Here is a 24,235-nt window from a genome sequence, read left to right on the forward strand (position 1 = left end):
CCCTGCCGGGCCGGCGCCGTCAGTTGGTGTGAAAATCTCAACGCCGTCACCATCCTGTGGCGCGTTGGGGTAAAGCTGATCCATGCCGCCCGACCGTATGCACGCGCCGCTGAATGGTCCAGTGCCGGCGAGTGGGCCGATCCGTCAACTTTTCACCATGCGCCGTGCGCACGGAAGGTGGCCGATCGGAATTCGTGCGGCGATCAGCACGGCGACGCCCGTCATCGTGGGGTGCGTCGCCGGCGACGTTGCGGCCGGATTGATCGCCACTCTGGGCGCCTTCACTTCGCGTTATGGTGGCGGTCGGCCGTATCTCAACCGTGCCTTTCAGTTGGCGGTCATCGCGGTGTCCCTCGCGGCGGCGGTGGCGCTGGGAGTCTGGGCGGCGCAGGTGCCGTGGCTCGGCGTGCTCACCGTCTCCGCCATCGGCGTGGCTGCCGTGTTGCTGTGCAATGCGCTAGCGGTCGGGCCGCCCGGCGCTTACATCTTTGTCGTCGCGTGCGCCGCGGGAATCGGGGTATCGGCTGCGCACCTGACCCCCTGGCGGATCGGCCTGCTCGTGTTGGCCGGCGGTGCTGTTGCCTGGGTGGTGCACATGGCGGGGGCGTTGATCGACTTTCGGCGGCCGGAAAAGGCCGCCGTCTCCGCAGCTGGTGAGGCGGTCGCGGCGTTCATCGAGGCGGCTGGCACCCGCGACGAAGGCGTGGCCCGGCACGACGCGGCGACGGCGCTGCATCAGTCGTGGAATGTGCTGGTCAACTTCCAGCCCCTCAATCCGCGACCGAGCAGCGTCTTGCACCGGCTGCGAGGCGCCAACCACGCCGTGCATGTGCTGTTCGCTGACGCGATGAGGGCCGCCGCCAATCATCGGTCCATGCCTGACACGGCGGCACAGACCGCCCGCCGGCTCGCAGCGCTGCGCATATCACCCGATGCGGTCGCCACCCGTGACATCGACCGGATTCCGCTGGGCCGTCCCCGCACGATAAGCGTGCTGCGGCAAGCCATCAGCCCTGGCTCACACACCCTGCACGTGATGCTTCGCGTCGCCATCGGGGTGCCTGTCGCCGGAGCAACCGCATCGATGCTGGGTCTCGGGCACGCTTACTGGGCAATGGCCGCGGCGGTGTTGGTGCTGCATCAGGGCGCCGACTGGATCCGCACACTGCAACGTGGCATCGAGCGGATGCTGGGCACCTGGGTCGGGCTGGGACTGGCCGCTGGGATTCTCGTGCTGCACCCGCAGGGACTGTGGCTGGCGGTGGTACTGGCCCTGCTGAACTTCGCCATCGAGATGCTGGTGGTCCGCAACTACGCCTTGGCGGCGGTGTTCATCACCGCGACGGCGTTGACGATCTCGTCCGGTTCCCGCCAGGTCGATGTCGGTGACCTGCTGCTCGACCGCGGTGTCGACACACTGATCGGATGCGTGGTCGGACTTGGGGTCTACCTCGTCATGGCGCGCCATCAGGAAGCCACCCGCCTCGCCGACGCAGTGCCAACGGCCTCGACGCCGTCGCTGCGACGTCTGCGCATCTTGCGGTTGAGGACGCCATGTCGTTGCCCGCCCGAGCCGCGCGTCGTGATCTGCAAGTCGCCACCATCGCCGTGTCGGAGGCCTACGACGCCGCCGTGAGCGGATCGGCGCGGCAACGGAGCTCGGCCGAGCAATTATGGCCGGCAGTGGCTGCAACCGAGCAGCTCGCGTATCGAACCCTCGCGGCCTGTTGGGCAATGGAACACCCCAGCGACGATCCGGCCATGGCGCCACGCGCGCCATCGTTTGGAACCGATGGTGCTGATCGCTATATCGCAGCTCTCGGCGAACTGGCCGCCGCTATCCGCACCGGATCGCAGCCACCAGCGCTCGAGGACCTGCCCCCCTTCGTCGCCGCCGAAGTCACCACATTGCGTGAGTCGTTGACAGAAGTGCGCTGACGGCGTCATCTCGCTGAACGCCTTGTGCACATGTCCGGCCGGCGACTCCCACGGAAACTGTTCTGGTCAGCACGTCTCGGCCAAGCTCGGCGTTGTTCGTCGGCTGTCGGCACTTCTTCGCCGGCCTGGTGGGGGCCTTCTGCCCGACATCGTGGGTTTCGACGGTGCGCTCCGCCCAGGACTCGCAATTTCCGCTTGGAATTTACGCTGGCACTCGGTCTACCAGGCTGCGGTAGACAGCCACAATCTTGTCGGTGTGGAGGGATTGTCGTGCAGTGTCCCGTTGTGTGGTGACAATGTCGGTCATCTTCCTCAATTTTTTACGGTCATCGGCAAGCACACGGATAGCGGCGGCCAGGGACGCAGGCGACGAGTCGGCGCTGAGAAGTCCGCCGCCTTCTGGAACCGATTCGCTCAGGGCGGGATCACAGTAGATGGTGGGTAGGGACATAGACGCCGCTTCGAGCAGCACCAAACCCTGCGTGTCGAAATCGCAGGATGTGAACAGTAGAGCGTCGCTTGATCTCATTGCGATGAGGCATCGTTCGCGATCGACCCTGCCGTGCAAGCGAACTCGCTCGGAAAGCCCGGCGGATTCGATCGTCTTGCGAAGGGAAGCCTCCAGATGACCCTCACCGTAGATGTCGAGCGTAGCGTGCTCAATCAGTGCGACAGCCTGTACTGCTGCAAGTACTCGCTTCTCCGATGACAGGCGTCCACACCAGATGAGTCGAAGCGGCTCGCCGTCAGGCGGCGTGACCACGTCGACTGCTCTAGCCCGATCGATGTCGTCATCGTCAACACCGTTGGAAATAACGGATATCGGCCGATTCACCCCTCGCCGAGCCAACGAAAGGGCGAAGTGACTCGTCGGTGTGATCTCATGGTCCACAGCTTGCGCATGCGCCACCATGAGACGCCAAGCCAGACGTGAGGCTGCGCTTTCTTTCACGCGAACGAGGTCGAATTCCGTACGGAGATGGCGCTTCTGCATCAAGGCGAACAACAGTGCCAGCGGAAGCGGAGTAGCAGTGGCTTGCTCGAAGTAGACGTCGAAACGGGTGTGTTTTGTTTGAACGACCGGAAGACCGTGCCGGCGGGCGGCTTCCACGCCCGCAATCGCTACACCTAGATCGCCCTGGGTGTGCACGAGGTCGATGGGCTCGCGGACGCTGAAGGCCTCATTGATGATCGCGCGGTTCGTTTTGGACGGCCATACGAACATGAAGTCGTCGTGCCTGCCCAGTTTGCGCATGAGCGGAGCCATCACAGGCACCGGTCTCAACTCGACCACGCAAGGATCAGGATCGACCGTCTGGGGCAGCGGTGCCGTGAACACTGTGACCTGGTGCCCGCGCTGCTCCAACGCGCGACGTTGACTGGCCACCGACACCTGCGTACCCCCGAGGCTGTCGGGGTGAAGATCGGTGAAAATTGCGACATGCATCCAGAACCTCTCCAAATGTTCATTCGGGCGGCCTTGCCCGTTGGCGTCGACCTGCGACTACCCTCTGCTCTGCCTCTCGGGCAGGAAGTCACGTAGTCCCGCCGCCCATGCGACACCCAAACTCATGGATAGCACGGCTTAACTCGCGTGACGACGAGCACCGCTAGCGCCGGTTCGCCCGCCAGATCAGAAGCCTGTGACGAGACACACGTTTGTGCATCGGTATCAGGCAAGTCCACATCGCAGTTTTTCTGGTGTGACGATTCTGGATTTCGACGACGAACAAGCCGGCTTGATCGACACGATGTACGCGACGCCGGACATCGCGGAGCAGCGCCGGTTTGTGCTCGAGCTTCTGGACCCGAAGCGGGGTGAGCGTGTCCTCGACATCGGATCCGGACCCGGCTACCTGGTTTCGGAGATGGGCGCGGCGGTCGGCCGGGACGGCGCGGTGCACGGCTTGGACGCCAGCGTCGCCATGAACGCGATCGCCGCGCACCGCTGCGCCGACAAACCGTGGGTGCAGATCGACGAGGGTGATGTACTCGAGCTGCCGTACGCCGACAACACCTTCGACGCCGCGGTCTCGACCCAGGTCTATGAATACGTGGCGGATTTGCCGCGGGCGCTGGACGAACTGCACCGCGTGTTACGCCCGGGCGGGCGTGCTCTGATCCTCGACACCGACTGGGACTCGCTGGTGTGGCACACCGGCGACCGGGAGTTGAATCGACGCATCACGGCGGCGTGGGACGACCACCTGGTGCATCCGCACCTGCCCAGGGTGCTCGCCAGACTGATGCGGGCCGCCGGCTTCACCGTGACCGCGCAGCGGGTGCACGTGCTGTTCAACACCGAACTCACCGAGGACTCGTTCAGTGCGTTCGACATGCGCGCGGTCGCGAAATACGTGCCCGGCCACCACGACCTGACCGAGGCGGATGCTGCCGCCTGGGTGGCCGACCTGCAGGACCGCAGCGATGCGGGCGAGTTCTTCTACAGCCTGAACCGCTATATCGTCATCGCGACCGCCTAGCCACCGCCGCCGCCGTGGCACCATCCCCGGTGCTGAAGTTGCGAACTTTCGCACGAGACGTGCGGCGATTCGACATCTGCTGACGGGGTAACTCACCTACATGAATCTGCATCGCATTTTAGGCGGCGTCGAAGAGGTGTCGGCTCTTGATGCGCCGGCGGCGGCCAGCGCCCGCGTTGCCGGACGGCTCACCGAGCGCAGCGGCCTGGCCGGAGCACTACGTGGGTCGTGGCTCGGACACCCGGTTCACCCGCTGTTGGTCACGCTGCCGATCGGCACGTGGATGGCCTCGGCGGTCTTCGACTTCGTATTCAAGGACAGCACGACTGCCCGCCGATTGGTGGCGCTCGGACTCGCGGCGACGCCGGTAACGGCGCTCGCCGGATGGGCCGATTACCCGCTGCTCGACCGGCGGCAGCAGCGGGTCGGATTGGTGCATGCATCATCCAACGTGGTGGGCGTGGCCATGTTTTCCTTGGCCTACCGCGCCTACCGGAAACAGCGGCGCCGGGCAGCGCGCGTCTATTCCCTGCTCGGGGTCGTAGCGGTCACCGTCGGCGGGGCGCTCGGGGGTCACCTGTCCTACGCACAGGGCGCCGGCATGTTCCGATGGCGGCCGCTACGGGCGGCCACACATCGCAGTCCGTTTCAGTATCTGCGCGCCGCGTGAGCCATTCTGCGCAACTGCGTGTGTTTCCAAAACGCGGTCGGGTCGACGATCGGTGTAAGTAGGCCAGGCCTCGGGTATAGCGGCGCGATGCTCTCACCACGGCGACGCTCTCTGCCCCCCTTCATTACTTCCGCAGGCATTTCGTCAGGCCCGTGCCTTCTCGTCCCGGCGATGGGATCACGGTGAGCGCCCATCCCAAACCGGTACCCGAGGACCTGCGCCGGTTGGCCGCCGCACACGGGGTGGCCACCTTCTTTCGTAACGAGCGACGGGAGCCGGTGGAGATCGACGCCGATGTCGTCATTCGGGTGCTCGGCCTACTCGATGTCGATGCCGGCACGGAAGCCGACCGACGCCGCGAACTGACGAGATTGGTCGAGCGCGACCGCGCAGGCGTACTGGCGGCCACGGTGGCCGTGCGCCTCGATGGACGCCCCCAGCCGCTGCCGGGTGTGGCTTTTCTGGTCGCCGAGGACGGCGCGCGAATCGACGTGCGCGACGAACTGCCCGGCGACCTGACACCGGGTTGGTATCGGATGCACACCCGCGACGGCCAGGAGGGAACCCTGGTCGCAGCGCCGCCGAAAGTGCCTGCGGCGCCGGCCACCTGGGGCTGGATGTTGCAGCTCTACGCGTTGCGCTCGGCTCGTTCGTGGGGCATCGGCGATTTGGGTGATCTCCAGGAGTTCATGAGATGGTCCGCCGCCGAACACGGTGCCGGCGCGGTGCTGCTCAACCCCCTTCACGCGCCTGGCCCCACGCATCCGGTGCAACCTTCCCCCTACACCCCGTCGAGTCGACGGTTCGCCAACCCGCTCGCAGTGCGGATCGAGGACATCGACGCCTACCGTCGAGCCGACCCGGACACCCGCGCCGAGGTCGACGCGCTACGGGTCTCGGCCGGCACCGAGCGCATTGACCACGACCTGGTGTGGGCGGCCAAGCGGGCCGCGCTCGAGCTGCTCTGGCGCGCCGAGGGCCGGCCGAATCCGCTCGACGCACCGCCCTCGTCCGACGGGCTGCGTGACTGGGCTACCTACTGCGCGCTGGCCGAGCGCCACGGCGGCCGGTGGAGCCGATGGCCCGCGGCACTGCGCGATGTCACCGGGCCGGGCGTGACGGCGGCACGCCAAGAGCTGGCGCCCAGGGTGGCGTTTCACGCCTGGGTGCAACACCGGTGCGCCGAGCAGCTGACCGCCGTGCGGGACACGGCCCGAGACGCCGGCATGGCCCTCGGCGTGTTGCATGACCTTGCGGTGGGAGTGGACGCGGACGGCGCCGACGCCTGGGCGCTGGCCGACGTGCTCGCCACCGGCGTGAGCATCGGCGCGCCGCCGGACAACTTCACCCCGCGCGGGCAGGACTGGGGCCTGCCACCGTGGCGACCGGATCGCCTGGCCGCCACCGGATACGCCGCGCTGCGCGACATGCTGCGGGCCGTGCTGGCCCATGCGGACGGTCTGCGGATCGACCACGTCGCCGGCTTGTGGCGGCTGTGGTGGATTCCGCCGGGCGACGACCCGGACCGTGGCACCTATGTGTACTACGACGCCGAGACCATGATCGCGGTCCTGGCCCTGGAAGCCCACCGGGCGCGGGCCACCGTGGTTGGGGAGGACCTGGGCACCGTCGAACCGGAGGTCACCGAAGCACTGGCCGACAACGGGATGCTCGGATGCGCGGTGTCCTGGTTCACCCGCGACCAATCCGCACCCGGCGAACCGCTGCTGTCGCCGGCAGAGTGGCCGTCGCGGGCGGCCGCCAGCCTTTCCACGCACGACCTGCCCACCGCGGCGGGCTATCTGCGCGGTGAACACGTGCGGGTGCGCGCCGACCTCGGTCTCCTCGACGATGTCCCGGCGGAACAAGCCTCCGCCGAAAAGGAACGTGCCGAATGGCTGGCGCTGCTGCGCTCCGAAGGACTGCTGCCCCCCGCGGACAGCACGTCCGGCAACGGACCGGACGAGGGGGCCATCATCGCCGCAATGCACCGGCTGCTCGCGTCGACCCCAAGCCGGCTCAAGCTCATCTCTCCCTACGACGTGCTCGCCGAGCCTCGACAACCCAATCTGCCCGGAACGGTCGACGAATACCCCAATTGGCGTCTCCCGTTGCCGCAAACCCTCGAGCAACTGCGCACCGACCCGAGAATCACCGCGATCACCGACGCCTTCCGGCCACCCAGTGCCAACTGAGATGTCTTTCCCGAGAACGGCTCGCGACGGTCCTGCGGTGCACCATGCTCACCCGTCTGCGGGTTCCGTACTCCAAGCTCGTTCGACGCTCCTGGCGTGACACCGAGACCGCGCCACGTCATCCACACCGCAACACCGGACGGCAGCGCGAAGTCGACAGCCGCATGCGGCAGGCAAAGCGCTCAACCGCGTGAACTGCGGGCCTCGGGTACCCTCACGCCGATCACGATGACCGGGATGAGAACATCAACAAATGGGACGACAACTCGGACCGAACCGTCTCCTCGAGCGTCAGCCCAATTGTGTTTTGCCGTGATCGCTGCGGGTACAGACGGATCGCGAGCGAGCGCCAGACCTCCCGTTCCGCGCTAGGTGGGTCGGCGGTCGGTGGCGGAACAGCAACGCCCAGGTGGGCCGACCGCTGACCCACCGTCTCGCGAACCACACCTCCGCAACACCGGTGTTGCTGTCAACTCGTGAAATGCGCTGCTGTCGAAAGTTTCCGCCGAAGAATCGTGGGGTCTACGCCAAAAGCTGATCCCGACGGCGACTACCTCACGGTCCGCGCCGCCAACCGGTACCGCACCCACCGCGTCGAACAATGCACGGCGGCAGACATGTCTGGGCGCCGAGCTACCGACTGCTGTCGGGGCAGTCGTTATTCGCGCAGCGCCTCTCGACGGACACGCGGATGGGCGTTGTGGACTGGGCGAGTTCTGTAATGACCGTGAAGTTGGTGTCGCCGCACGCTCATCGCTTAGTTGTGTCGGAGATCCCGACGGACCCGGTGGCTTCCAGCTGAGCCCGGAAGTGGTCCATGGCGGTGGTCAGCGTGCTCATCACCTGATGTGCGGTCTCGAGCTGCTCGTCGGTGAAGGGGGTAAGGGCGGCCCGGTTGGCGGCACCGACGTGACTGAAGAACGAGCGGGCAACATCAATGCCATGAGGTTGGTACCTCAAGATCGCCTTGCGGCGGTCGACGGGGTCGCTGTCGCGGCGGATGTGTCCGGCCGCGATCATGCGCCGAACCAAATAGGTGACGCCGGCGTTGGTCAGCCCCATCCGCTGGCGAAGCCCACCGGCGGTGAGCGGAGCGCCCGACGTTTCGCCAACCATGATGTGTAGCAGCGCGTGGAACTCAGTGGCGCTGAGGTCGTGCAGGTCGGCGAAGAACCGGCCGATTCGATCGGCCTGCGCGTTGAGCGCCTGCAGGTCCGCCGACAGCAGCGACTCAAGTTTCGCTCGCTCACCGACCTGTGCGGCTACCGCACGTCCGCTCATGAGCAGTGTTCCTCGCGTGATTTCGACGACTATCTTTTCGAAGCTTAACTTAGTGAAATAAAATGATGTTGTACTGCTCACCGCCGAAAGGAGAGACGATGCGCGGTGAACGCTTTGACGTGTCCGACAGGTTGGACGCAGTGGCCAACGCAATCAGCGCGCTGAACAATGTTGTGGCGGCTGAGGAATCTCTCGACGTGGTCCTGCACCAGGTAGCTCGTAATGCGGTGGCGGCCGTGGCCGATGCGGATGCGGTGTCGATCACCGTACTGCACGACCCACCGGTGCGCACGGTGGCTCACACTGATGATGACGTGCTCGCCTTGGACCAGCAGCAGTACCTGTCCCGGCGGGGACCGTGTCTGGAGGCGGCAGAGTATCGCCGACCGGTCCGCGTAGCGATGCGAACAGACCGACAGCGGTGGCCGGAGTTCGTCACGGCCGCCCGCGCCGCCGGCATTCACGCCACTCTGTCGATCCCGTTGATCATCGCGTCGTCGGCGCCGGGGGGGCAAGACGAGTTGGTCGGTTCTTTGAACGCATACAGCCGCTCCACGGCGGCGTTCGATGTGGTCGACGAGAAAGTGATGAGTCTTTACACCAGTGCGGCCAACCAGGCCATTACAGAGGCCCGCCGCTGGCAGAGGCTTCGTGAAACCGTCGGCCAACTGGAGCAGGCGTTGGTGTCGCGAGCGGACATCGACCAAGCCAAGGGAGTGCTGCGTTCCTTGTACGGCGGCACCGCCGACGACGCTTTCGCACTGCTGGTCGAACAGTCGCAGCGGGAAAACGTGAAGCTTCGAGACATCGCACATCGAATTCTCGCCGAGCTGCCCCGACGTAGTACCCGTGGCTGAGAACACCACAGGCGATAAACGCTCTGCCCCACAGGACATTCCGGCCTCGCCCAGCCGACGTTTTGGCGCCGCCTCGCGTGGGAACGACGTCACCAGAACGGAGGAAGTGACCGGTCACTTGATCCGTTCAGGCCCCGCCGGTTGAGAGCCAGCCGGCGGGGCCGACCCTGTAGGCGAGCTGGATCGGAAGCTCTGCGTGAATGCACAACTGCAGAGAGTGCAGTGTTGAATGAGGACGATCAGTTCAGCGTTTAGAAAATTCCGTGACCTTTGATGCATTAACGGAGCGTGCCGAACGCGCGGAGTCGGAGCTATTTCACCGGTTAATCTCCACTGCGCCGGATGCGGTCAGGTCGCGATTCGGCATTGCGACCGCCCGTTTCAGCGGAGGCGTCGTCACGTCGGTACGCGACGACGCCACCAACTACTGGAGCAACGCACTGGCATTTGGCATCGATGAACCTGTTACCGCAGCGCTAGTTGACCAAGTCATCGACTTCTTCATCGCAGAAAATAACCCCGGGGTGTTGATCCAAATCGCGCCGACCCTCTTGCCCGCTGACTGGGCCGAGATATGTGACCGGCATGCGCTGCGGTCGGGCGGCGGCCCGCTACCAACACATCTGCTCAGTCGAGGACTTTCGTCAAACCGCGTCGACGGACTTGCACGTCGGCCGGGCGACCAACGCCGTGGAATGGACACGGTTCACCATGCGTGGATTCGGGATGCCCGAGGAAGACTTCAGCGACATGCTGGGACCTGGTTACGACAGCGACGAGGTCCAGCTGTTCGCCGCCTGGGACGGCGACCAGATGGTGGCGGCCGCCAGCTCGTTCATCTGGCAGGACGTCGCTGTGTTCAATAGCGGCGTCACACTATCCAGCTATCGCAACCGCGGTGCCCAATCTGCGCTGATTGCAAGCCGTGCCGCGGCCGCTGCCGACGCCGGTTGCCGCTGGCTGGTCACCCAGACCGCAAAGCCCGATCCCGGCACGCAAAATCCCTCGACCAACAATGTGATCCGAGCGGGCCTGGCCTCGCTCTATGCCCGACCCGTGTGGAAATGGAACAAACCCGAAGCAACCATCGATTGACTCATAACGTCGAAGGACGGATATCGTCGTCGGCTTATTTCGACAATTCATGTTCACCCACCGGGTGAGGACGTGCGGCCGTACACCGGTGCTCGGGTCGCCCGAGGTCATCCCATCACGTCCGCTGCCGAGTTCCCGCCAGTCACATCCTCTTGAAACCACTCGCCGACGTCGGCAACCCCGACGGTATCTATGTCACCGTCAACGCATCAATTCAGCGATGCCGACCGACGGCAAGCGGATCCTCTATACAACTCGCGTCAGTTCACGCATGGTCGCGTATACCACCCAACGTCGACCGATGCTCGATGACCGCCACCCAACGCGTCCTGTGGACCGCAACTAACGCATTCGTGCGGCGACACCCGGCCCGGGCGCGCCCGGGCCGGTTGTGCGCTGCCGGTGGGTCAGCGGCTACGCATCGAGTGGCGGGTACCGACGCGAGTCCAGATGAGCAGGACGATGACTGCTCCGATGATGGAGCCGATGATGCCCGCCGGTTGCAGAAAACCCTGCGACGCGTCTTTATGGAAGATCAAGAACCCGAGGAAGCCGCCCACGAACGATCCGACGACGCCCAAGACGATGGTCATCAGTATCGACATGTGTTGCTTGCCTGGAACCAGCAGGCGCGCAAGCGCTCCCGCGATGAGTCCCACAAGGATTACGGTGACGATGAGTCCGAGCATGGCGTGCGCCTTCCAGTTTTCGCGCCCGTGGACGCGGTATTCCGGCCGGTCGGGCGGTTGCCCGACGTTGTCACTAGTTCACACTCCTTACGGGCGTGCTGGTACACCCTTATGGAGGTAATTCAGCCCGCCGCCGCTCGTGGCTGACTATGACCAGCTACGCGCCCGCTGCAGCTCGACTCCCACCCCCAGAACGAGCGCCGCATCAAGGTAGATCGCGGTGACCAACCGCCGGTCGTGTCGCGCAGCGCGCCCTGACCACAGGGCTCGCGACCGCGCCGATCTCGCCGATCAGGTTTCACATGCCGAACGCGGTGCCGCGGTTCGCCTGGTGGACGAGGTCCGCGGTGAGCGCCTGCAACATAAGTTGAACCGCGTTCAGAAACAGCCCGGTCGCGAAGAGCAGGACCGCCATGACACCCATGGTCGGTTCCCCCGTCGTCTGCAGAAACAGGCCGTATAGGGCTCGGGCCGCGGGTCGGGCTGGGCTTCGGGGTCGGGGTCGGGGTCGGGTGGGGATTCGAGCTTGACCGCGGTGCGCAATTGCGACACCGAGGCGACACGGGCGAACTCCGCATAATGCTCATCAGAGCCATCGGAGCCATCGGCGGCGCCGCCGGCGATCACCCCGACCTGATCCAACGACAGCCGACCCTCCCGCATCCCCTGCCCGCAGCGCGGAAACCGGTGCGCCACAGCGGCGATCGTGGCGGCGTTGCCCGACGAGGCGCCCAGCTTCCAGGCCACCAACGCCGCGATCGACCGCGCCCCCGTCGACCCGCACAACCCGTCGTGATCCAACTCCGCGACGATCGCCACAATGCGCCCATCAATGGCATTGCGCTGCCCCGCCAACTCCGACAACTCCCCGAACAACACCTCAACACGCTCGCCAGCCCGCACCACCGGCACCTCAAGCGACGCGGTCGAAGACATAACCCCATCATCGCAGCCAGGTCCGACAAATTCGGGCCACTCCAACCCGGCCGGGATCAGATGCCAACAGGCCCAACCCGATCGGACGCCATCAGCCGGCTTCGCGATGCCGGCGTGCTGGAGAATCTCGGGCACGCGAACACGCTACGACGATCCACCAGGTGATCACGCTCGGCAAGCTGCGGCACAGCAACATCTCCCGGATATGGAGGGCATCGCCGCCTGATGTGGTCACCGCCTGGCACGGCCATGCCGGACGCATGACCCAGGCCGTCCACGGGCGACCGACCGACGACCGCGGGACCGCAGCCGCGAACGGCTTCTCGCCAGAGTTAGCACACAAAGCCTCAAGCGGCCCGATCCGGCTGACAAGCAAAACCCGCTCCGACGCTGCCAGAACGGATTCAAGGGTGGAGCTAAGGGGATTCGACACATGGCGTACAACCTTGATGCCGAAGAATGCGCGACCTATACACCGTTGTGGATCCCGCACAGCCCATGCGCATAGGGAACGCGATACGAAATGGGGAGGGTTGCAGATTAGGCACTCCTCGCCGCTGGGATGTCACCACGCCGACGAGCACGTCTACCCAGTATGAGATAGACCTCTGCCGCTCCGTTTTCGTTATTGAGTCTGGGGTCCAATCGAACTCGCAGTGCTTGGACAGCCAGACAATCAGCTTCCTCGTCGCGGTGTTTGACCACACTCGATCAATTGCGAAAGCTGCACATCGAGCCGGCCAGTCAGCCAGCCGGGGGCATGTCGACATCATCGATGTCGACATTGACGCCATCATCAACGTAGCCGTCCAACTGATCTCGTCGATCCCGATGCCAAAGTGGTACCGGCGGACAGCGAACAGAATTTGACGCAGTGGTTTTCCGAACGCTGGCTCGATGCGTTCTACATGGCCCGACACTCCCGGGGACTAGACCGGCAGCGCAAGCCGGGTCGGCTTATTGTGGCTGCGCAGCGTTACCGTGTCGCCCAAAGACCAATACGTCCTTTCGCTTGCGGTGGCATTCGATACCGCGTCCGAGGACGCCACCAGCAGGCCGCGGGTTGACTTGGCCAGTTCGCTCAGCCGGGCCGCTTCGTTGACCGGTTCACCGATCACGGTGTACTCGAAACGTTCCTTGGCGCCGACGTTGCGGGACACCACCTGACCCGCGCCCACACCGATGCCGGCCGGACACTCGGGCACCTCGTCGGTCAACCGCCGTGCGATCGCGCGAGCCGCCGCCAGCGCTTCATTTTCGGGGTGCTCGAGCGCGACGGGCGCACCGAACACCGCGAGCGCGGCGTCGCCCTCGAAATTGTTGACCAAACCCCGGTGGCGGTCCACCTCCTCGACGATCACGGCGAAGAACCGGTTCAGCACGTCGACCACCTCAACGTCGGTGCGGCCGCTGACCAACTGCGTGGAGCCGATGATGTCCGCGAATACCACTGCCGCATGGAGTTCTTTGCCTCCCAGGTTCGGTTGCTCCTGCTCAACCACAGCGGCCACCTCACGACCGACGTGGCGGCCGAACAGGTCGCGAACCCGTTCCCTTTCCCTCAATCCATCGACCATCGCGTTGAAACCGCGCTGCAGCTCACCCAGTTCGGTGCCGTCGAACACCACCAGATTGCAGTCCAAGTCACCCTGCTCAACGTGCTTCAGCGCGGTCCGCACGCCCCGCACGGGCGTGGCCGTGAGCCAGGACAGAAGCCATATCAGCAGGAAGCCGATCACGAGTGCAATGACGGCCAAAATCATGACGGGGTAGGCGAATTGCGCCCCGGTCAGGTCTTGTAACGACAGCGCGAACACACCCGTCAGCAGAATGCCGATCACCGGGACGCCGGTGCTGAGCAGCCACACGATCATGGCCCGGCCGATGATTCCCGCGGTGAGCCGGCGCGGCGGTGGACCGGCCTCTAGCGCCTGCGCGGCAACCGGGCGCAACGCGAACTCGGTGAGCAGGTAGCACGCGGTGGCCACCACGACACCCGGGACGTCGACCGACAACAGGAACCGGGGAATGAATGCGGTGTCCTGCAACCCGTACAGCGTCGTCAAGAGGGCCGAGCCGATTCCCCACAGGACCAGGTGGATCGTCGCCACCCGCCGCGGGGCCAGGAAGGTGTTGCGCTGATCCTCGCACGTCGGTGTCCGCCCCTCGATCGACCACCTCAGCGCGTTGACCGTTCGCCGCGTGATCCAGACCGTCCCCAGCGCCAGGCCCAGGGCCGTGAACGACGGGGCCACCGCGAACGTGATCCACGCCGGGGCGTCGGCGAAGACGCTCGGGACCGGGAAGGCGACGGTCACCAGCAGCAGGGCTACACCGATGCCCAGCAGGTTCGCCATCACGATGAACAGGCCCATGATGATCTGAATGCGGACGCGCCGGCGCGACTGGCTTTCGGAGGCCTTGCCGAGCAGCCAGGCTCCTCCCGGCTCCGTTCCCCCCCACGGAGTCCGTTCACGCCACCGGGCCGAAATCATTTCCCGCCACGCGGCCCAGCTGCGGTGCCGCTGGAATGGGATCTCGAAGAGCGACGCGAACCACAGTGCGAACGCGACGGCCAGCGGCACGGCGATCGCGAGCGTGACGAGGAAGGTCGGCATTCCCGCGCCGACACCGAGGCGTCGCACCACATGATGATGGACGGTCAGCACGATCAGCGCGTGGGTCAGGTACAGGCTGTACGAGCAACCGCCAAGACGCTGCACCGCCCCCGTCTCCAGCAGGCGCCCGAAGGGCCTCGGCCGACCGACTGCCACGGCCACGAGCAGCAGTGCCGTCGCGGGCCCCAGCAGGAGATCGACCCACACGAAGTTGCCGACGGTCCACACCGATCCGCGTGCGGCGATTAGCACCAGGACCGGGACGACCGCGACCAGCGCCGCCCAGTGCCATGCAAGCCGCCGCGCGCGGTCGGAGGCGACCAGGATGCCCGCGGCGACGATGCCCGCCGTGAACAGGGGGGCGAACTGCGGCGTCAGCCGCATGAGCATCTGGACGTGTGACTCGTGCGGCGCTGCCACGGCGATCGCCACCACGATCGCCGTCATCGCCGCGAGGACGACGACGGCGCCCCACCGTCGCCGGACGAGGAGGAGCAGAGGGAACAGGAGATAGAGCTGTGCCTCCACGGCGATCGACCAGAAGGCGCCGTTGGGGCTCGGCGAGTCGAATACGTCTTGGACCAGGAACCCGAAGACGACGACGGACTTCGCCGTAGGCGCGTCGTTGTTCGGTTGGGCGACGACCCACCAGGCAACCGCCAGGCTAAGCGCGAGGGCGGCCCAGTACGGCGGCAGGATCCGCCACGAGCGTCTGCGCGCAAACTCACGGACGCTCCGCAGCTGCCACTCCGAGCGGGCGGCGGCAACGGACAGCGAGAACCCGGATATCACGATGAAGATGACCACGGCGAAGTGCCCGTACATGAGCCAGCCGAGCCACCACGGGCCCGTATTCCTCGGGTAGCCGGGGAAGGAGAGCAACCAGCAGTGGTGCAGGACGACGAACAGCGCGGCGAGGCCGCGAATGCCGTCGAGCCCGCGCAGCCGAGCGGCGGGGCGCGCGTTCACTCCACCGCCCACGAGCGGCGCCCGTCGTCTTGCCGTTCGTCGATTGCCACGCCCCCAACGCGCCGTCGCTCTATGCCCTCCGCGAATCTGACCCCCCGGAGACTCCACAGCGTAGGCGTCGCGTCTCCCGTGGATGCGGGTTTCCCTATCATCGAGCTTGCTAAATCTGCACAGTGGTGGATAGCAGCTGCGGCAAGATCTTGCGATGACAACTGATCCGAAGTCCATCTACCGTTTGTATTGATCGTTTCGGCAATGACTAAATGTGTATCGGCCTCCTGGTGCGACCGAGTCTCAGATATTTGCTGACACCGTGATAGTTCAGCGGAGACCACGCGTATGACCAACGGTGACTGGCCCGGCCCCCCGAAACGGCACGTTGGCCCCAACGAGGTGTTTTTCGGACATCAAAGCCTGCGTCGGCCGGGCGCAACGGACACACGACCTGGAAACGCCACGCTTTTCGACCCGCCCCTCAACATCCACTGCACATGCCTCGACGGGCCTGCGACCGTGCGCCTGTCGACAAGGTCGAGCGGTAGCCGCCAACACCGTTCGTCGCGGCGTTTCAGTGCGGGTTCCTTCGTTCGCGCAACTAGGCACCTGTCATGCGCAACCGCGGCACCATTCGAGGCGGAGCCGCGCCTGCTGGCTGCGGTGCGGTGGTCGATCCGCGAGCACGGCGGCGAGCCGCCGAGTTGCCAAGTCGACGAATCGCTCGACGAGTGGCTGAACCACGTTGGCGCTCAGCAACTCCCGGATCAAAGCCCAGAAGCTTCGGCTGGTCCCACGCTGCTTGATTTGCGACTTTGCCGTCAGGTGAACGACTTTCAGTTTGTGGGCAATCGCCAACTCAGCCTCTACGGGTCGCGTGCGCAGGCGACGACCGTTGGTGATCATCACCCAGCCGCGGTCGCCGACGTTCTCATCGACGACGTGTTTGATGTCGCCGATGGCTATCACTGATCGCTCAGCGCCTACGCCGCCGCGAGTCGATACTTTCGGTGTAATCGAGCGCCTGCTGAACATGATGCAGGCTCAGTCCGTAGTCGGCGGCGAGGTCCTCGGGCGGCACGCCGCCCCTGGCCATTCCGGCGATCATGACCGGTGACACTCGACTGCCAACAAACGTAAGTTGACCGCTCAAGCGCGCCGGGTTGATGACGATGTCCGGAAGTCACTGTCCAGCGGGCACTGGGCGAAGAGCTGGTCACCCTCGTCGTCGTGGTCAAGGATCGCGACATCGGCCGGCCACTTGCATCGCCGAGTAGACGTTGCCCGGTACGCACCACGATCTCTTCGCCGGGTAGTCCAACGTCTTCCCCGCTGATTGTGAGGCGCGTTCATGGACGTCTAGAAACGTCTTCAGGTACGCCAATGGGTGATCGCGTCTCTATGTGCGGCGCAGCGACTCGATCGCCGCCCGCCTGCGTGCCCGCCGCCGCGACGTCGGGGTTAGCCCGCAAGCCACCGGGTCGGCCTGCAGCTCAGTGTTGCGCCGTGCGTTGAGCATCTCGGCGACGTCCTCATCGGTCATGCGCCAGTGCGGCCGATCTTTCGTGCGGTCACACGGCGTCCGCGGATTTCCTTCCGCAGCCACCGCACCGACGGCGCATTACTCGCAGCGACGACCTCGGGGAGCGAGCAGGTGGTGATCATCAGGCCACCGCCTCAGCGTCCGCGGTGGCGGCGGCCTCGACGGCGGCGACGAGCACGCGGGCAGAATAACCCCCAATGTGACGGCGACTGTTGACGTGGCCTGCCAGCGTGGCGTCTATGCCGTTTACCTGCGGTTTCTAAGTGGAGCTAAGGGGACTCGAACCCCTGACCCCCACACTGCCAGTGTGACTGTTGATGTGCTGGTCTGTGACGGGCCGTCTACTGCGTGTCGATCCATCCAGGTCAGCCGTTGCTCATCGTGAAGCTTCGTCTAGTGCGGGTTAGCCCGTGATCGAGAGTGTTAGGACACCAGTAGGACACGCCGAACACGCGTTCGGTGGTCCGTCGGTACCTGCTGACATCCTGTGCGGGTGTCAATTTCTCGGGTTCGAATTTCCGGCAGGGTCGAGACCAATTCCTCCCCCATCGCGTGCGGCGGTGAGGCTGCGTGAAACGCGACTCGAACAAGGGGCGGCTGCCCGAAGAACGACAGTTCGGCACCGTGCTGTGGGGCACGTGTCTCGTCGTGCTGCTGTTCCTCTACGTCTTCGTCATGCTGACCGTGTGCAAGGCAAAGCTCTCGCCGCACGACATCACGTCCAGCTGGTTCGAAGCGTGGGGCACCTGGGCAGGCGGGTTGGCCACAGCCGCCGCGTTCCTCATCGCCGCTTTCAGCATCGCCGTCGCCAGCGGACGGCGCGCGCGGACCGTCAGGAGGCAGCCCGCGTCAGGGAAAACAACGACATGGCGCAGGCCCGATTGCTGGTCATCTATAAAGTGGACGTGCCGGGCGGCATTCAATCGTTGGCAACGTTCCGAATCGAGAACCGTAGTAAAGACGTGTTTTTTGACGTGTCGGTTCCGTTCGTGGATTCACCATATGGGGCTGACGGTGGCATCGAGCGGCGGACACCCGACCTTGTCGAGGCTCAGAACAGACTCCACGAGTTCATCCCGACCGCTGAATTGCTGATGCCATATCGCAGTTCCACTGACCATGAAGCTTGGTTCACCCTCGTCACGATGCACACCTCCGACTGGCGCGGAGTCAAGTTCGCGGTCGAGTACACAGACTCAGGCGGTCGGCGATGGCGTCAATCTCTCGGCGGCAGCATCCAGCCGATTTACACGACTGAGGCCATTCCAGTCCGCGAAGCCGACAGGTTTCAGCCTCGGCAGCAGATACGGCGGCTGTCGGCGGTTGAAGCCTGGCGGCACGGTGGTCGGTTCGCAGAGGGCGTCATACCGCCCGAGTCTGATGAGGACTTCCTCGAAGCTCTCGAAGTGCGCACCGTCGTCACGTGGAGACGAATTGAACTCGTCGGCGACCCGGTCGCCACGTCGAGTGCAGAGACTCCCGGCGAGGTCGAAGTGACGGTGAAGTTCGCTCCGAGTGGACCTCCCTTTTGGAAGGATCACTTTTCTAACAAGCTGGATGAGTTCGGGTTTCGCTTCACGCAGGGAAATTCGGGTGGACAAGGTGAGACACAGACCCTCCGGTGTCCGGAGGATATGGCCGCGCGTGTCAACGAGCTGCTTACCGAGGCGATTGAGTATGCGAACGATGCGTTCGAGGGACATGAGCTTGCGGCCGCACGACGAGCGATTGCGGCTAGAAATGCCGGTCGGAATCAGTGAAGCAGCCCAAGCCAGTTGGCAATTGCGCCCCAAAGGTTGTGCATCGAAATGTCTGTGATCAGCAATGTGACCGCAGCGACGCCGAGCGACGCTATCGCTACCCACACCGCAGCCCAAGCCAACCGAATGGACTTGAGCGAAGATGTCAGCGACGCCGCAGCAGTCAGGATGCCGCGGTAGTCGTTGTCCGCGGCCCGAAGCGTTTCCAGCATTCGCATCTGTTCAGTCAGCAGACGTTCGTTCAGGTTGATCGGTTCACGTGACGCGTGGCCATGCTCCTTATATTCGGCGACGAGATATGGCGAGTCTTCGAAGAAGAACTGTGCGCGATCTCGCTGCCAGCCGCGCGCGTTGTACGCGCGGATATCTCGGTCAATGCTGCTCATATCGACGCTGAGGGTTAGCAGGCTGGCTCGCAGACGTTCCAACTGGCCGTGTTGGCGAGCAGCGTCTCGCATCGATGCGTAACGCGCGTCGCACACTTCCAGCATTTCGCTGATCGACAGTCGCAGGAAGTAGTCCTCGATCGCCTCTTGGGCGTAGTGCGCGATTGAACTGTCATGCTGACCAAGTCCATGAGATTCGAGCGTGTTCGAGAGGCCGTCGAGGATTTCGGTGCGATTACCCCAAAGGGCCCAGGTGCGGCGATCTTCCATGCCTGAATCGGATCGTATATGTCGTTCTCCGATGGTCATTGCCGGGAACGTGGTCGATCTCTGAACGTAGACCGTATGCGGCAACCCAAGGGCGCGGACAGCTCCGTCAACTCCTCTTGGTGGACGCGTATCGGGGTAAGCGCTTATCTCGTTGAACAGTACGATGTCGAGCAAAGGCTGCGGCTGTCCATTTGTTGCAAAGAACCCTGGCCATTTTGCGGAGAACCATTTTCGTGCAGCAGCGTGTAGGCGACCCCGTTCCTCTTGCACTCTCCGAAAAGCCACAAAATCGGGGTCCAGAGGGCGCGGCCACTCTCCACCCCTCTCACCCCAATACATTTCAGGCTGGTAATCACGGTGCCAAGCCTCGTCGAGTTGGGATATCGCGGCGTCATTCAGGTCGAATTTCGCCATGACTGCCGTGATGCCCTGGCTGATCTGCAGGGCTTTGAGTTCGACCCTGTCGAACTCCGTGGGCATCTTGCGGCGGACGGCGTCGCCGACGGTGACATTGCTGCCTCGACGCACGACCTCACCGAGATTCCACCAGGACCAGCGGTCTCCCGACCGAGCCTCATCGGGCGTGGGCATGTAGTGACGCCCATACATTCGCAATTGTTTTGTGTCCCAGCGGTTTCGCCTTATCGCTCGGTCCAGCTTCTCCTTAGCACTTGGTGGAAAGAGCTCGACGACGAACAGCGATGGGATTCCGACGTGATCAGTGGGTGGAACCGTGCACTCATCCCCATCACCCCACCGGAAGCCCGCTAACGCCCTTCGGTGGCTGCGGTACTGCATGTTCAGGTTGATGAGATAATCGAGCGGCGTCAGGAATCGATCAGGCGCTAGCTTGGCGGCTCGCGTACGGCGAAGCCAGAAGAGCACATTCTCAATGCGTTCGAAAATGATGCGGTCGCACTCGTCCCGGGCGGGCTTGCGGCTCGACCGGGCGGCAGCGGATTGTTGCGACGCTTCGCCAGCTGTGCTCTCCTCTGGCGAGTCACCCGCGTCGGTCATGGTGATGATGTTAGAAACGCGCGCCGACAACCTTGAGGCAGACGCGCGGGCTATCGCGTATCGATTTCGTCCGCCAGGCTGAGTGCTGCCTGGCCGCCGCCCGTCGGTAAACCCGAGCTCTACAGACGCCGCACTGATACGACCCACCACGACTACAGCGCGGCGGCTTGAAACGCTGTCCGATACCGCTCCGCCCGCGCCTGCGCTAACGCGGGTAGGTTCGAGCGCCATGTCGAATTGGACCGAACTGAAGATGCGGTAAAGATCCGCCTAGGCACCCAGCCGCCAAGTTCGGGGTCCGCCATGCCGGAGAATCACATCTACGTCGGACGACTGCACTACAACTTGAGGCAGCGGTCCAACGCCCCGCCTGCACACAACCCGCCAAGCGCGGCTAGAGAGGACGACGATGTCTCAGAACCTCGAAAGACTGAAGCGCCTGCTCGCTCAGATCTTTCAACTGGACCAGGCGGATCTGGACTTCGGCTTCTACCGAATCATGAATACCAAGCGCGACGAGATCCTTGGGTTCCTCGACGGGGGTCTGCTCCCCCAGGTCCGCGACGCTTTCGAGGCTTACGAGGTTGAGAATCGCGCTGTTGTCGCCGGAGAGCTCGACGACGCAATACAGAAGGCAAAGGACCTCGGCGTCGATCCCGAGACAACCCAAAAGGTCAAGGACCTCCGCGCGAGGCTCGTCCAGGTCCCGGACGTCAGTGCCCTCGAAGCTGAGGTCTACTCGCACCTCTACACGTTCTTTCGCCGGTATTACCAAGATGGCGACTTCATCTCCCTTCGCCGTTACAAGGAAGGTGTCTACGCCATCCCCTACGAGGGCGAGGAGGTGAAACTGCACTGGGCTAACGGCGACCAGTACTACATCAAGTCGAGCGAGTACCTCCGTGACTACGCCTTCAACCTGCCCTCCGGCAGGCGTGTCCACTTCAAACTCGTAGAGGCGGACACCGAAAAAGACAATAACCGGGCGGCGAACGGTAAAGAGCGTCGGTTCATCCTGCCGCAGGATGAGGCACTAGCTGAGGAGAATGGCGAACTTGTCATTAAATTTGAGTACCGTCCGCATACCGATAAACAGGCCGATCTAAATGCCGCGACTGTCCAACGCTTGTTGCAGCAGGTAGAGGAATTTCAAGAATGGATTCGGGAGTTGGCTCTACACCGGCCCACCGAGAAAAATCCTGACCGAACGCTCGTTGAGAAACACTTATACGACTACACTGCGCGGAATACGTTTGACTACTTCATCCACAAAGAACTTGAGCCAATTTTTACGGCGCGAGCTGGACTTTTATATCAAGAACGAAGTCATGCACCTCGATGATGTCGAGGGTGGAACAGCACCCCGCGTGGAACAATACCTATCGAAAATCAAAGCTATCCGCCGAATCGCACATAAGCTCATCGACTTCCTGGCGCAGATCGAGAACTTTCAAGGAAAGCTCTGGCTGAAGAAAAAGTTTGTTGTGCAGGCGCGTTTCTGCGTCACTCTTGACCGACTCTTTGCCATCGAGGATGACCCGACTCGTAACTCGATCATTGAAGAGGTGATTGCGAATGAGGCTCAGCGCGAGGAGTGGAAATTCCTATATGCCATTGATGAGACAGTCGAGGACCTGGTCACAAAGGGTTACAGCGAGCCTCTAACAATCGAATTTCTCGAGCAACACGCAACACTGGTCGTAGATACCCGTCACTTTTCCGATGACTTCAGAGCGCGCCTTACCGCGGCAATCCCAAACCTCGACGACGAGACCGACGGCGTTCTAATCGAAAGTGAAAACTTTCAAGCGTTATCTCTACTGGCAGCACGCTACGGAAACGAAGTAAACACTATCTACATTGATCCGCCTTACAACACCGGTAACGATGACTTCCTGTACAAAGACGACTATCAACACTCAAGTTGGCTTGCGATGTTCACGCAAACCCTAGCTTCCGCCCGACCACTGATGAGCATCGGCTCGGCATTCTTTGCGAGTTGCGATGACAATGAGATGCCTCGATTGCGTGCAGTCCTCGATGGAGAGTTTGGTCAAGCGAATCTCGAATCACAAATTATTGTGCAATCAAATAAGCGCGGTCAGACATACAAGTCGATCGCAAAAACTCACGAATATCTTTTAGCTTACGACAGCGACGACAGCACAGTACTTGGTGGCCTTCCTCGCGATCTTGAAGAGGGCGTTGAAGACCAGTACGGGCGTTATGAGCTTTGGGAGCTCAGGAACCGTAATCCTAGATTTGGCAGGTTCAACCGGCCAAACCTGTACTTCCCCATCTATGCGTCGTCAGCACAATACGAAAAGCTCGGCTACTCGTTGGTCTCCGTAGAGGAGACCTCGGAATATCAAATTCCTGTCTATCCTCAGAACAGTGCCGGAGAAGATTCATGCTGGCGATGGTCAGTTGGAAAAGTGCAAACAGCGAGCCAGCAGGGCGATCGAGTTGTCATAGCTAAGCAAACCCGCGCTGGCGCGTGGCGGATCTTTGAGAAGTCGCGGAAAGCGAACAAGGCACCAAAGTCGATTTGGACGAGTAACGAGGTAATCAATGAAAAGGGAACTGTCGAACTAGGTGCGCTAGGGCTCAAGGAATTTGGTTTCCCAAAGCCTCTGGGACTGCTAGAAAATGTCGTGAGAATCGGCATGTCAGAGGGTGACACTGCACTCGACTATTTCGCCGGTACCGGCACAACGGGCCACGCGATCATAAAGGTTAATCGCGAGGATGACGGAGAGCGAAAGTTCATTCTCATTGAGATGGGAAATTACTTCGAGTCCGTCCTTGTGCCGCGGATTAAAAAGGCAACGTACACGCCGGACTGGAAAGATGGAAAGCCTCTGCGCTTACCCACCCAGGAAGAGGTTGAGCGTAGCCCGAAAATCATTAAGGTGCTCAAGCTCGAATCTTACGAAGATACGCTCAACAATCTGCTGTTGAAACGCACTGATTCGCAGCAAGCTCTCCTCGACCAAGAGTCGAACTTTCGGGAGGATTACGCGCTCCGGTACATGCTCGATGTCGAGAGCCGGGGAAGTTCCTCTCTTTTGAACGTTGAATGGTTCTCAGACCCGTTCAATTACCAACTTGACATTGCCACTGGGAGTGCGGGAGCGACAAGTCCGACGGTGATCGACCTCGTTGAGACTTTCAACTACCTGCTAGGACTTCGTGTGAAGTCGATCAGGGAAGTTCGGGGCGTGCGAGTCGTGGCCGGGACCAACGCGCAGGGCGGAAGCGTACTCGTCCTGTGGCGCAATACGAAGGAGATAAGCAGCGATGCCCTCGACGAATGGTTCCGCCAGGAGGGCTACAACAGCGCAAATCAAGACTATGACGTAATTTTCGTCAATGGTGACAACTCCCTAGAGAATCTCCGGCGATCCGACCAGACGTGGAAGGTTCGGTTGACTGAGGACGAATGCCGTCGGCTCATGTTCGAGACGGTCTAGGAGGCATGGGGATGCCTAGAGGACCACGCAAGAGTGTCAGCCGAAGGACGCGCGCCAACGA

Annotated in this window: 16 protein-coding genes and 4 pseudogenes; 10 read left to right on the forward strand and 10 right to left on the reverse strand. The window is 63.0% G+C overall.

From position 1 onward, the window contains the following. Positions 1–157 precede the first annotated feature (157 nt). Positions 158–1,636: an FUSC family protein gene (locus ACVWWN_RS30360; RefSeq protein WP_457147161.1), complete on the forward strand. Its 1,479-nt coding sequence runs from the start codon at positions 158–160 to the stop codon at positions 1,634–1,636. A 47-nt stretch (positions 1,637–1,683) separates the two neighbouring features. Further along, complete coding sequence (locus ACVWWN_RS30365) at positions 1,684–1,938, forward strand: hypothetical protein (protein ID WP_457147162.1); 255 nt, start codon at positions 1,684–1,686, stop codon at positions 1,936–1,938. Positions 1,939–2,140: 202 nt separating this feature from the next. Here ACVWWN_RS30365 and ACVWWN_RS30370 read toward each other — a convergent pair whose 3' ends face one another. Continuing rightward, positions 2,141–3,385: a glycosyltransferase gene (locus ACVWWN_RS30370; protein ID WP_457147163.1), complete on the reverse strand. Its 1,245-nt coding sequence runs from the start codon at positions 3,383–3,385 to the stop codon at positions 2,141–2,143. A 256-nt stretch (positions 3,386–3,641) separates the two neighbouring features. Here ACVWWN_RS30370 and ACVWWN_RS30375 point away from each other — a divergent pair, with 256 nt between their 5' ends. The 3 genes from ACVWWN_RS30375 to malQ all read left to right on the forward strand — a co-directional run bounded on the left by ACVWWN_RS30375 (position 3,642) and on the right by malQ (position 7,286). After that, positions 3,642–4,421 (forward strand): methyltransferase domain-containing protein, encoded by a 780-nt coding sequence (locus ACVWWN_RS30375; protein WP_457147164.1) that lies wholly within the window; start codon positions 3,642–3,644, stop codon positions 4,419–4,421. A gap of 100 nt (positions 4,422–4,521) precedes the next feature. After that, positions 4,522–5,091 (forward strand): DUF2231 domain-containing protein, encoded by a 570-nt coding sequence (locus ACVWWN_RS30380; protein ID WP_457147165.1) that lies wholly within the window; start codon positions 4,522–4,524, stop codon positions 5,089–5,091. Positions 5,092–5,273: 182 nt separating this feature from the next. Continuing rightward, entirely contained in the window at positions 5,274–7,286 is a 2,013-nt protein-coding gene (gene malQ, locus ACVWWN_RS30385; RefSeq protein WP_457149338.1) for a 4-alpha-glucanotransferase, read from the forward strand. 750 nt (positions 7,287–8,036) lie between these two features. On the opposite strand, the gene ACVWWN_RS30390 is transcribed toward malQ, so the two are convergent. Further along, entirely contained in the window at positions 8,037–8,567 is a 531-nt protein-coding gene (locus ACVWWN_RS30390; protein WP_457147166.1) for a MarR family winged helix-turn-helix transcriptional regulator, read from the reverse strand. Between the two features lie 98 nt (positions 8,568–8,665). Here ACVWWN_RS30390 and ACVWWN_RS30395 point away from each other — a divergent pair, with 98 nt between their 5' ends. Together ACVWWN_RS30395 and ACVWWN_RS30400 are read left to right on the forward strand one after the other, a co-directional pair. Beyond that, positions 8,666–9,424 carry an ANTAR domain-containing response regulator gene (locus tag ACVWWN_RS30395; RefSeq protein ID WP_457147167.1) on the forward strand — a complete coding sequence of 253 codons (759 nt, stop codon included), beginning with the start codon at positions 8,666–8,668 and terminating at the stop codon, positions 9,422–9,424. A gap of 726 nt (positions 9,425–10,150) precedes the next feature. Then, positions 10,151–10,519, forward strand: coding sequence for a hypothetical protein (locus tag ACVWWN_RS30400; RefSeq protein ID WP_457147168.1), 369 nt, complete (start codon positions 10,151–10,153; stop codon positions 10,517–10,519). A gap of 407 nt (positions 10,520–10,926) precedes the next feature. Here ACVWWN_RS30400 and ACVWWN_RS30405 read toward each other — a convergent pair whose 3' ends face one another. The 7 genes and pseudogenes from ACVWWN_RS30405 to ACVWWN_RS30435 form a co-directional block, all read right to left on the reverse strand. Beyond that, complete coding sequence (locus ACVWWN_RS30405) at positions 10,927–11,208, reverse strand: GlsB/YeaQ/YmgE family stress response membrane protein (RefSeq protein WP_457147169.1); 282 nt, start codon at positions 11,206–11,208, stop codon at positions 10,927–10,929. Between the two features lie 465 nt (positions 11,209–11,673). Next, positions 11,674–12,144: pseudogene (locus ACVWWN_RS30410) on the reverse strand (DUF222 domain-containing protein); the annotation flags it as partial. Positions 12,145–13,073: 929 nt separating this feature from the next. After that, positions 13,074–14,585 (reverse strand): annotated as a pseudogene (locus ACVWWN_RS30415) (adenylate/guanylate cyclase domain-containing protein); the annotation flags it as partial. A gap of 129 nt (positions 14,586–14,714) precedes the next feature. Further along, positions 14,715–15,959 (reverse strand): annotated as a pseudogene (locus ACVWWN_RS30420) (acyltransferase family protein); the annotation flags it as partial. Positions 15,960–16,547: 588 nt separating this feature from the next. Continuing rightward, a pseudogene (locus ACVWWN_RS30425) lies at positions 16,548–16,640 on the reverse strand (hypothetical protein); the annotation flags it as partial. A 61-nt stretch (positions 16,641–16,701) separates the two neighbouring features. After that, a complete protein-coding gene (locus ACVWWN_RS30430) occupies positions 16,702–16,899 on the reverse strand; it encodes a DUF433 domain-containing protein (protein ID WP_457149339.1) in 198 nt (65 codons plus the stop codon). Positions 16,900–17,124: 225 nt separating this feature from the next. Further along, the gene (locus tag ACVWWN_RS30435; protein WP_457147170.1) at positions 17,125–17,268 is read right to left on the reverse strand and encodes a hypothetical protein; all 144 of its coding nucleotides are present in this window, start codon (positions 17,266–17,268) and stop codon (positions 17,125–17,127) included. Between the two features lie 686 nt (positions 17,269–17,954). On the opposite strand from ACVWWN_RS30435, the gene ACVWWN_RS30440 reads away from it, so the two are divergent. Beyond that, positions 17,955–19,028 carry a hypothetical protein gene (locus ACVWWN_RS30440; RefSeq protein WP_457147171.1) on the forward strand — a complete coding sequence of 358 codons (1,074 nt, stop codon included), beginning with the start codon at positions 17,955–17,957 and terminating at the stop codon, positions 19,026–19,028. On the opposite strand, the gene ACVWWN_RS30445 is transcribed toward ACVWWN_RS30440, so the two are convergent. After that, positions 19,022–20,701: a hypothetical protein gene (locus ACVWWN_RS30445; protein ID WP_457147172.1), complete on the reverse strand. Its 1,680-nt coding sequence runs from the start codon at positions 20,699–20,701 to the stop codon at positions 19,022–19,024. The two genes, ACVWWN_RS30440 and ACVWWN_RS30445, sit on opposite strands and share 7 nt — an antisense overlap. Positions 20,702–21,110: 409 nt before the next feature. On the opposite strand from ACVWWN_RS30445, the gene ACVWWN_RS30450 reads away from it, so the two are divergent. Both ACVWWN_RS30450 and ACVWWN_RS30455 read left to right on the forward strand, forming a co-directional pair. Beyond that, positions 21,111–22,043, forward strand: a complete 933-nt coding sequence (locus tag ACVWWN_RS30450; RefSeq protein WP_457147173.1) for a hypothetical protein — start codon at positions 21,111–21,113, stop codon at positions 22,041–22,043. Beyond that, the gene (locus ACVWWN_RS30455; RefSeq protein ID WP_457147174.1) at positions 21,979–24,174 is read left to right on the forward strand and encodes a site-specific DNA-methyltransferase; all 2,196 of its coding nucleotides are present in this window, start codon (positions 21,979–21,981) and stop codon (positions 24,172–24,174) included. Before ACVWWN_RS30450 ends, ACVWWN_RS30455 begins: the two co-directional genes overlap by 65 nt. Positions 24,175–24,235: the final 61 nt, after the last annotated feature.

It is taken from the genome of Mycobacterium sp. URHB0021 (assembly GCF_054057895.1).

Coding starts and splice junctions, on each gene's coding strand:
- ACVWWN_RS30360 (WP_457147161.1), top strand. CDS start 158: ATGCGCCGTGCGCACGGAAGGTGGCCGATCGGAATTCGTGCGGCGATC.
- ACVWWN_RS30370 (WP_457147163.1), bottom strand. CDS start 3,385: ATGCATGTCGCAATTTTCACCGATCTTCACCCCGACAGCCTCGGGGGT.
- ACVWWN_RS30380 (WP_457147165.1), top strand. CDS start 4,522: ATGAATCTGCATCGCATTTTAGGCGGCGTCGAAGAGGTGTCGGCTCTT.
- ACVWWN_RS30390 (WP_457147166.1), bottom strand. CDS start 8,567: ATGAGCGGACGTGCGGTAGCCGCACAGGTCGGTGAGCGAGCGAAACTT.
- ACVWWN_RS30395 (WP_457147167.1), top strand. CDS start 8,666: ATGCGCGGTGAACGCTTTGACGTGTCCGACAGGTTGGACGCAGTGGCC.
- ACVWWN_RS30400 (WP_457147168.1), top strand. CDS start 10,151: ATGCCCGAGGAAGACTTCAGCGACATGCTGGGACCTGGTTACGACAGC.
- ACVWWN_RS30405 (WP_457147169.1), bottom strand. CDS start 11,208: ATGCTCGGACTCATCGTCACCGTAATCCTTGTGGGACTCATCGCGGGA.
- ACVWWN_RS30435 (WP_457147170.1), bottom strand. CDS start 17,268: ATGACCGATGAGGACGTCGCCGAGATGCTCAACGCACGGCGCAACACT.
- ACVWWN_RS30445 (WP_457147172.1), bottom strand. CDS start 20,701: ATGACCGACGCGGGTGACTCGCCAGAGGAGAGCACAGCTGGCGAAGCG.
- ACVWWN_RS30450 (WP_457147173.1), top strand. CDS start 21,111: ATGTCTCAGAACCTCGAAAGACTGAAGCGCCTGCTCGCTCAGATCTTT.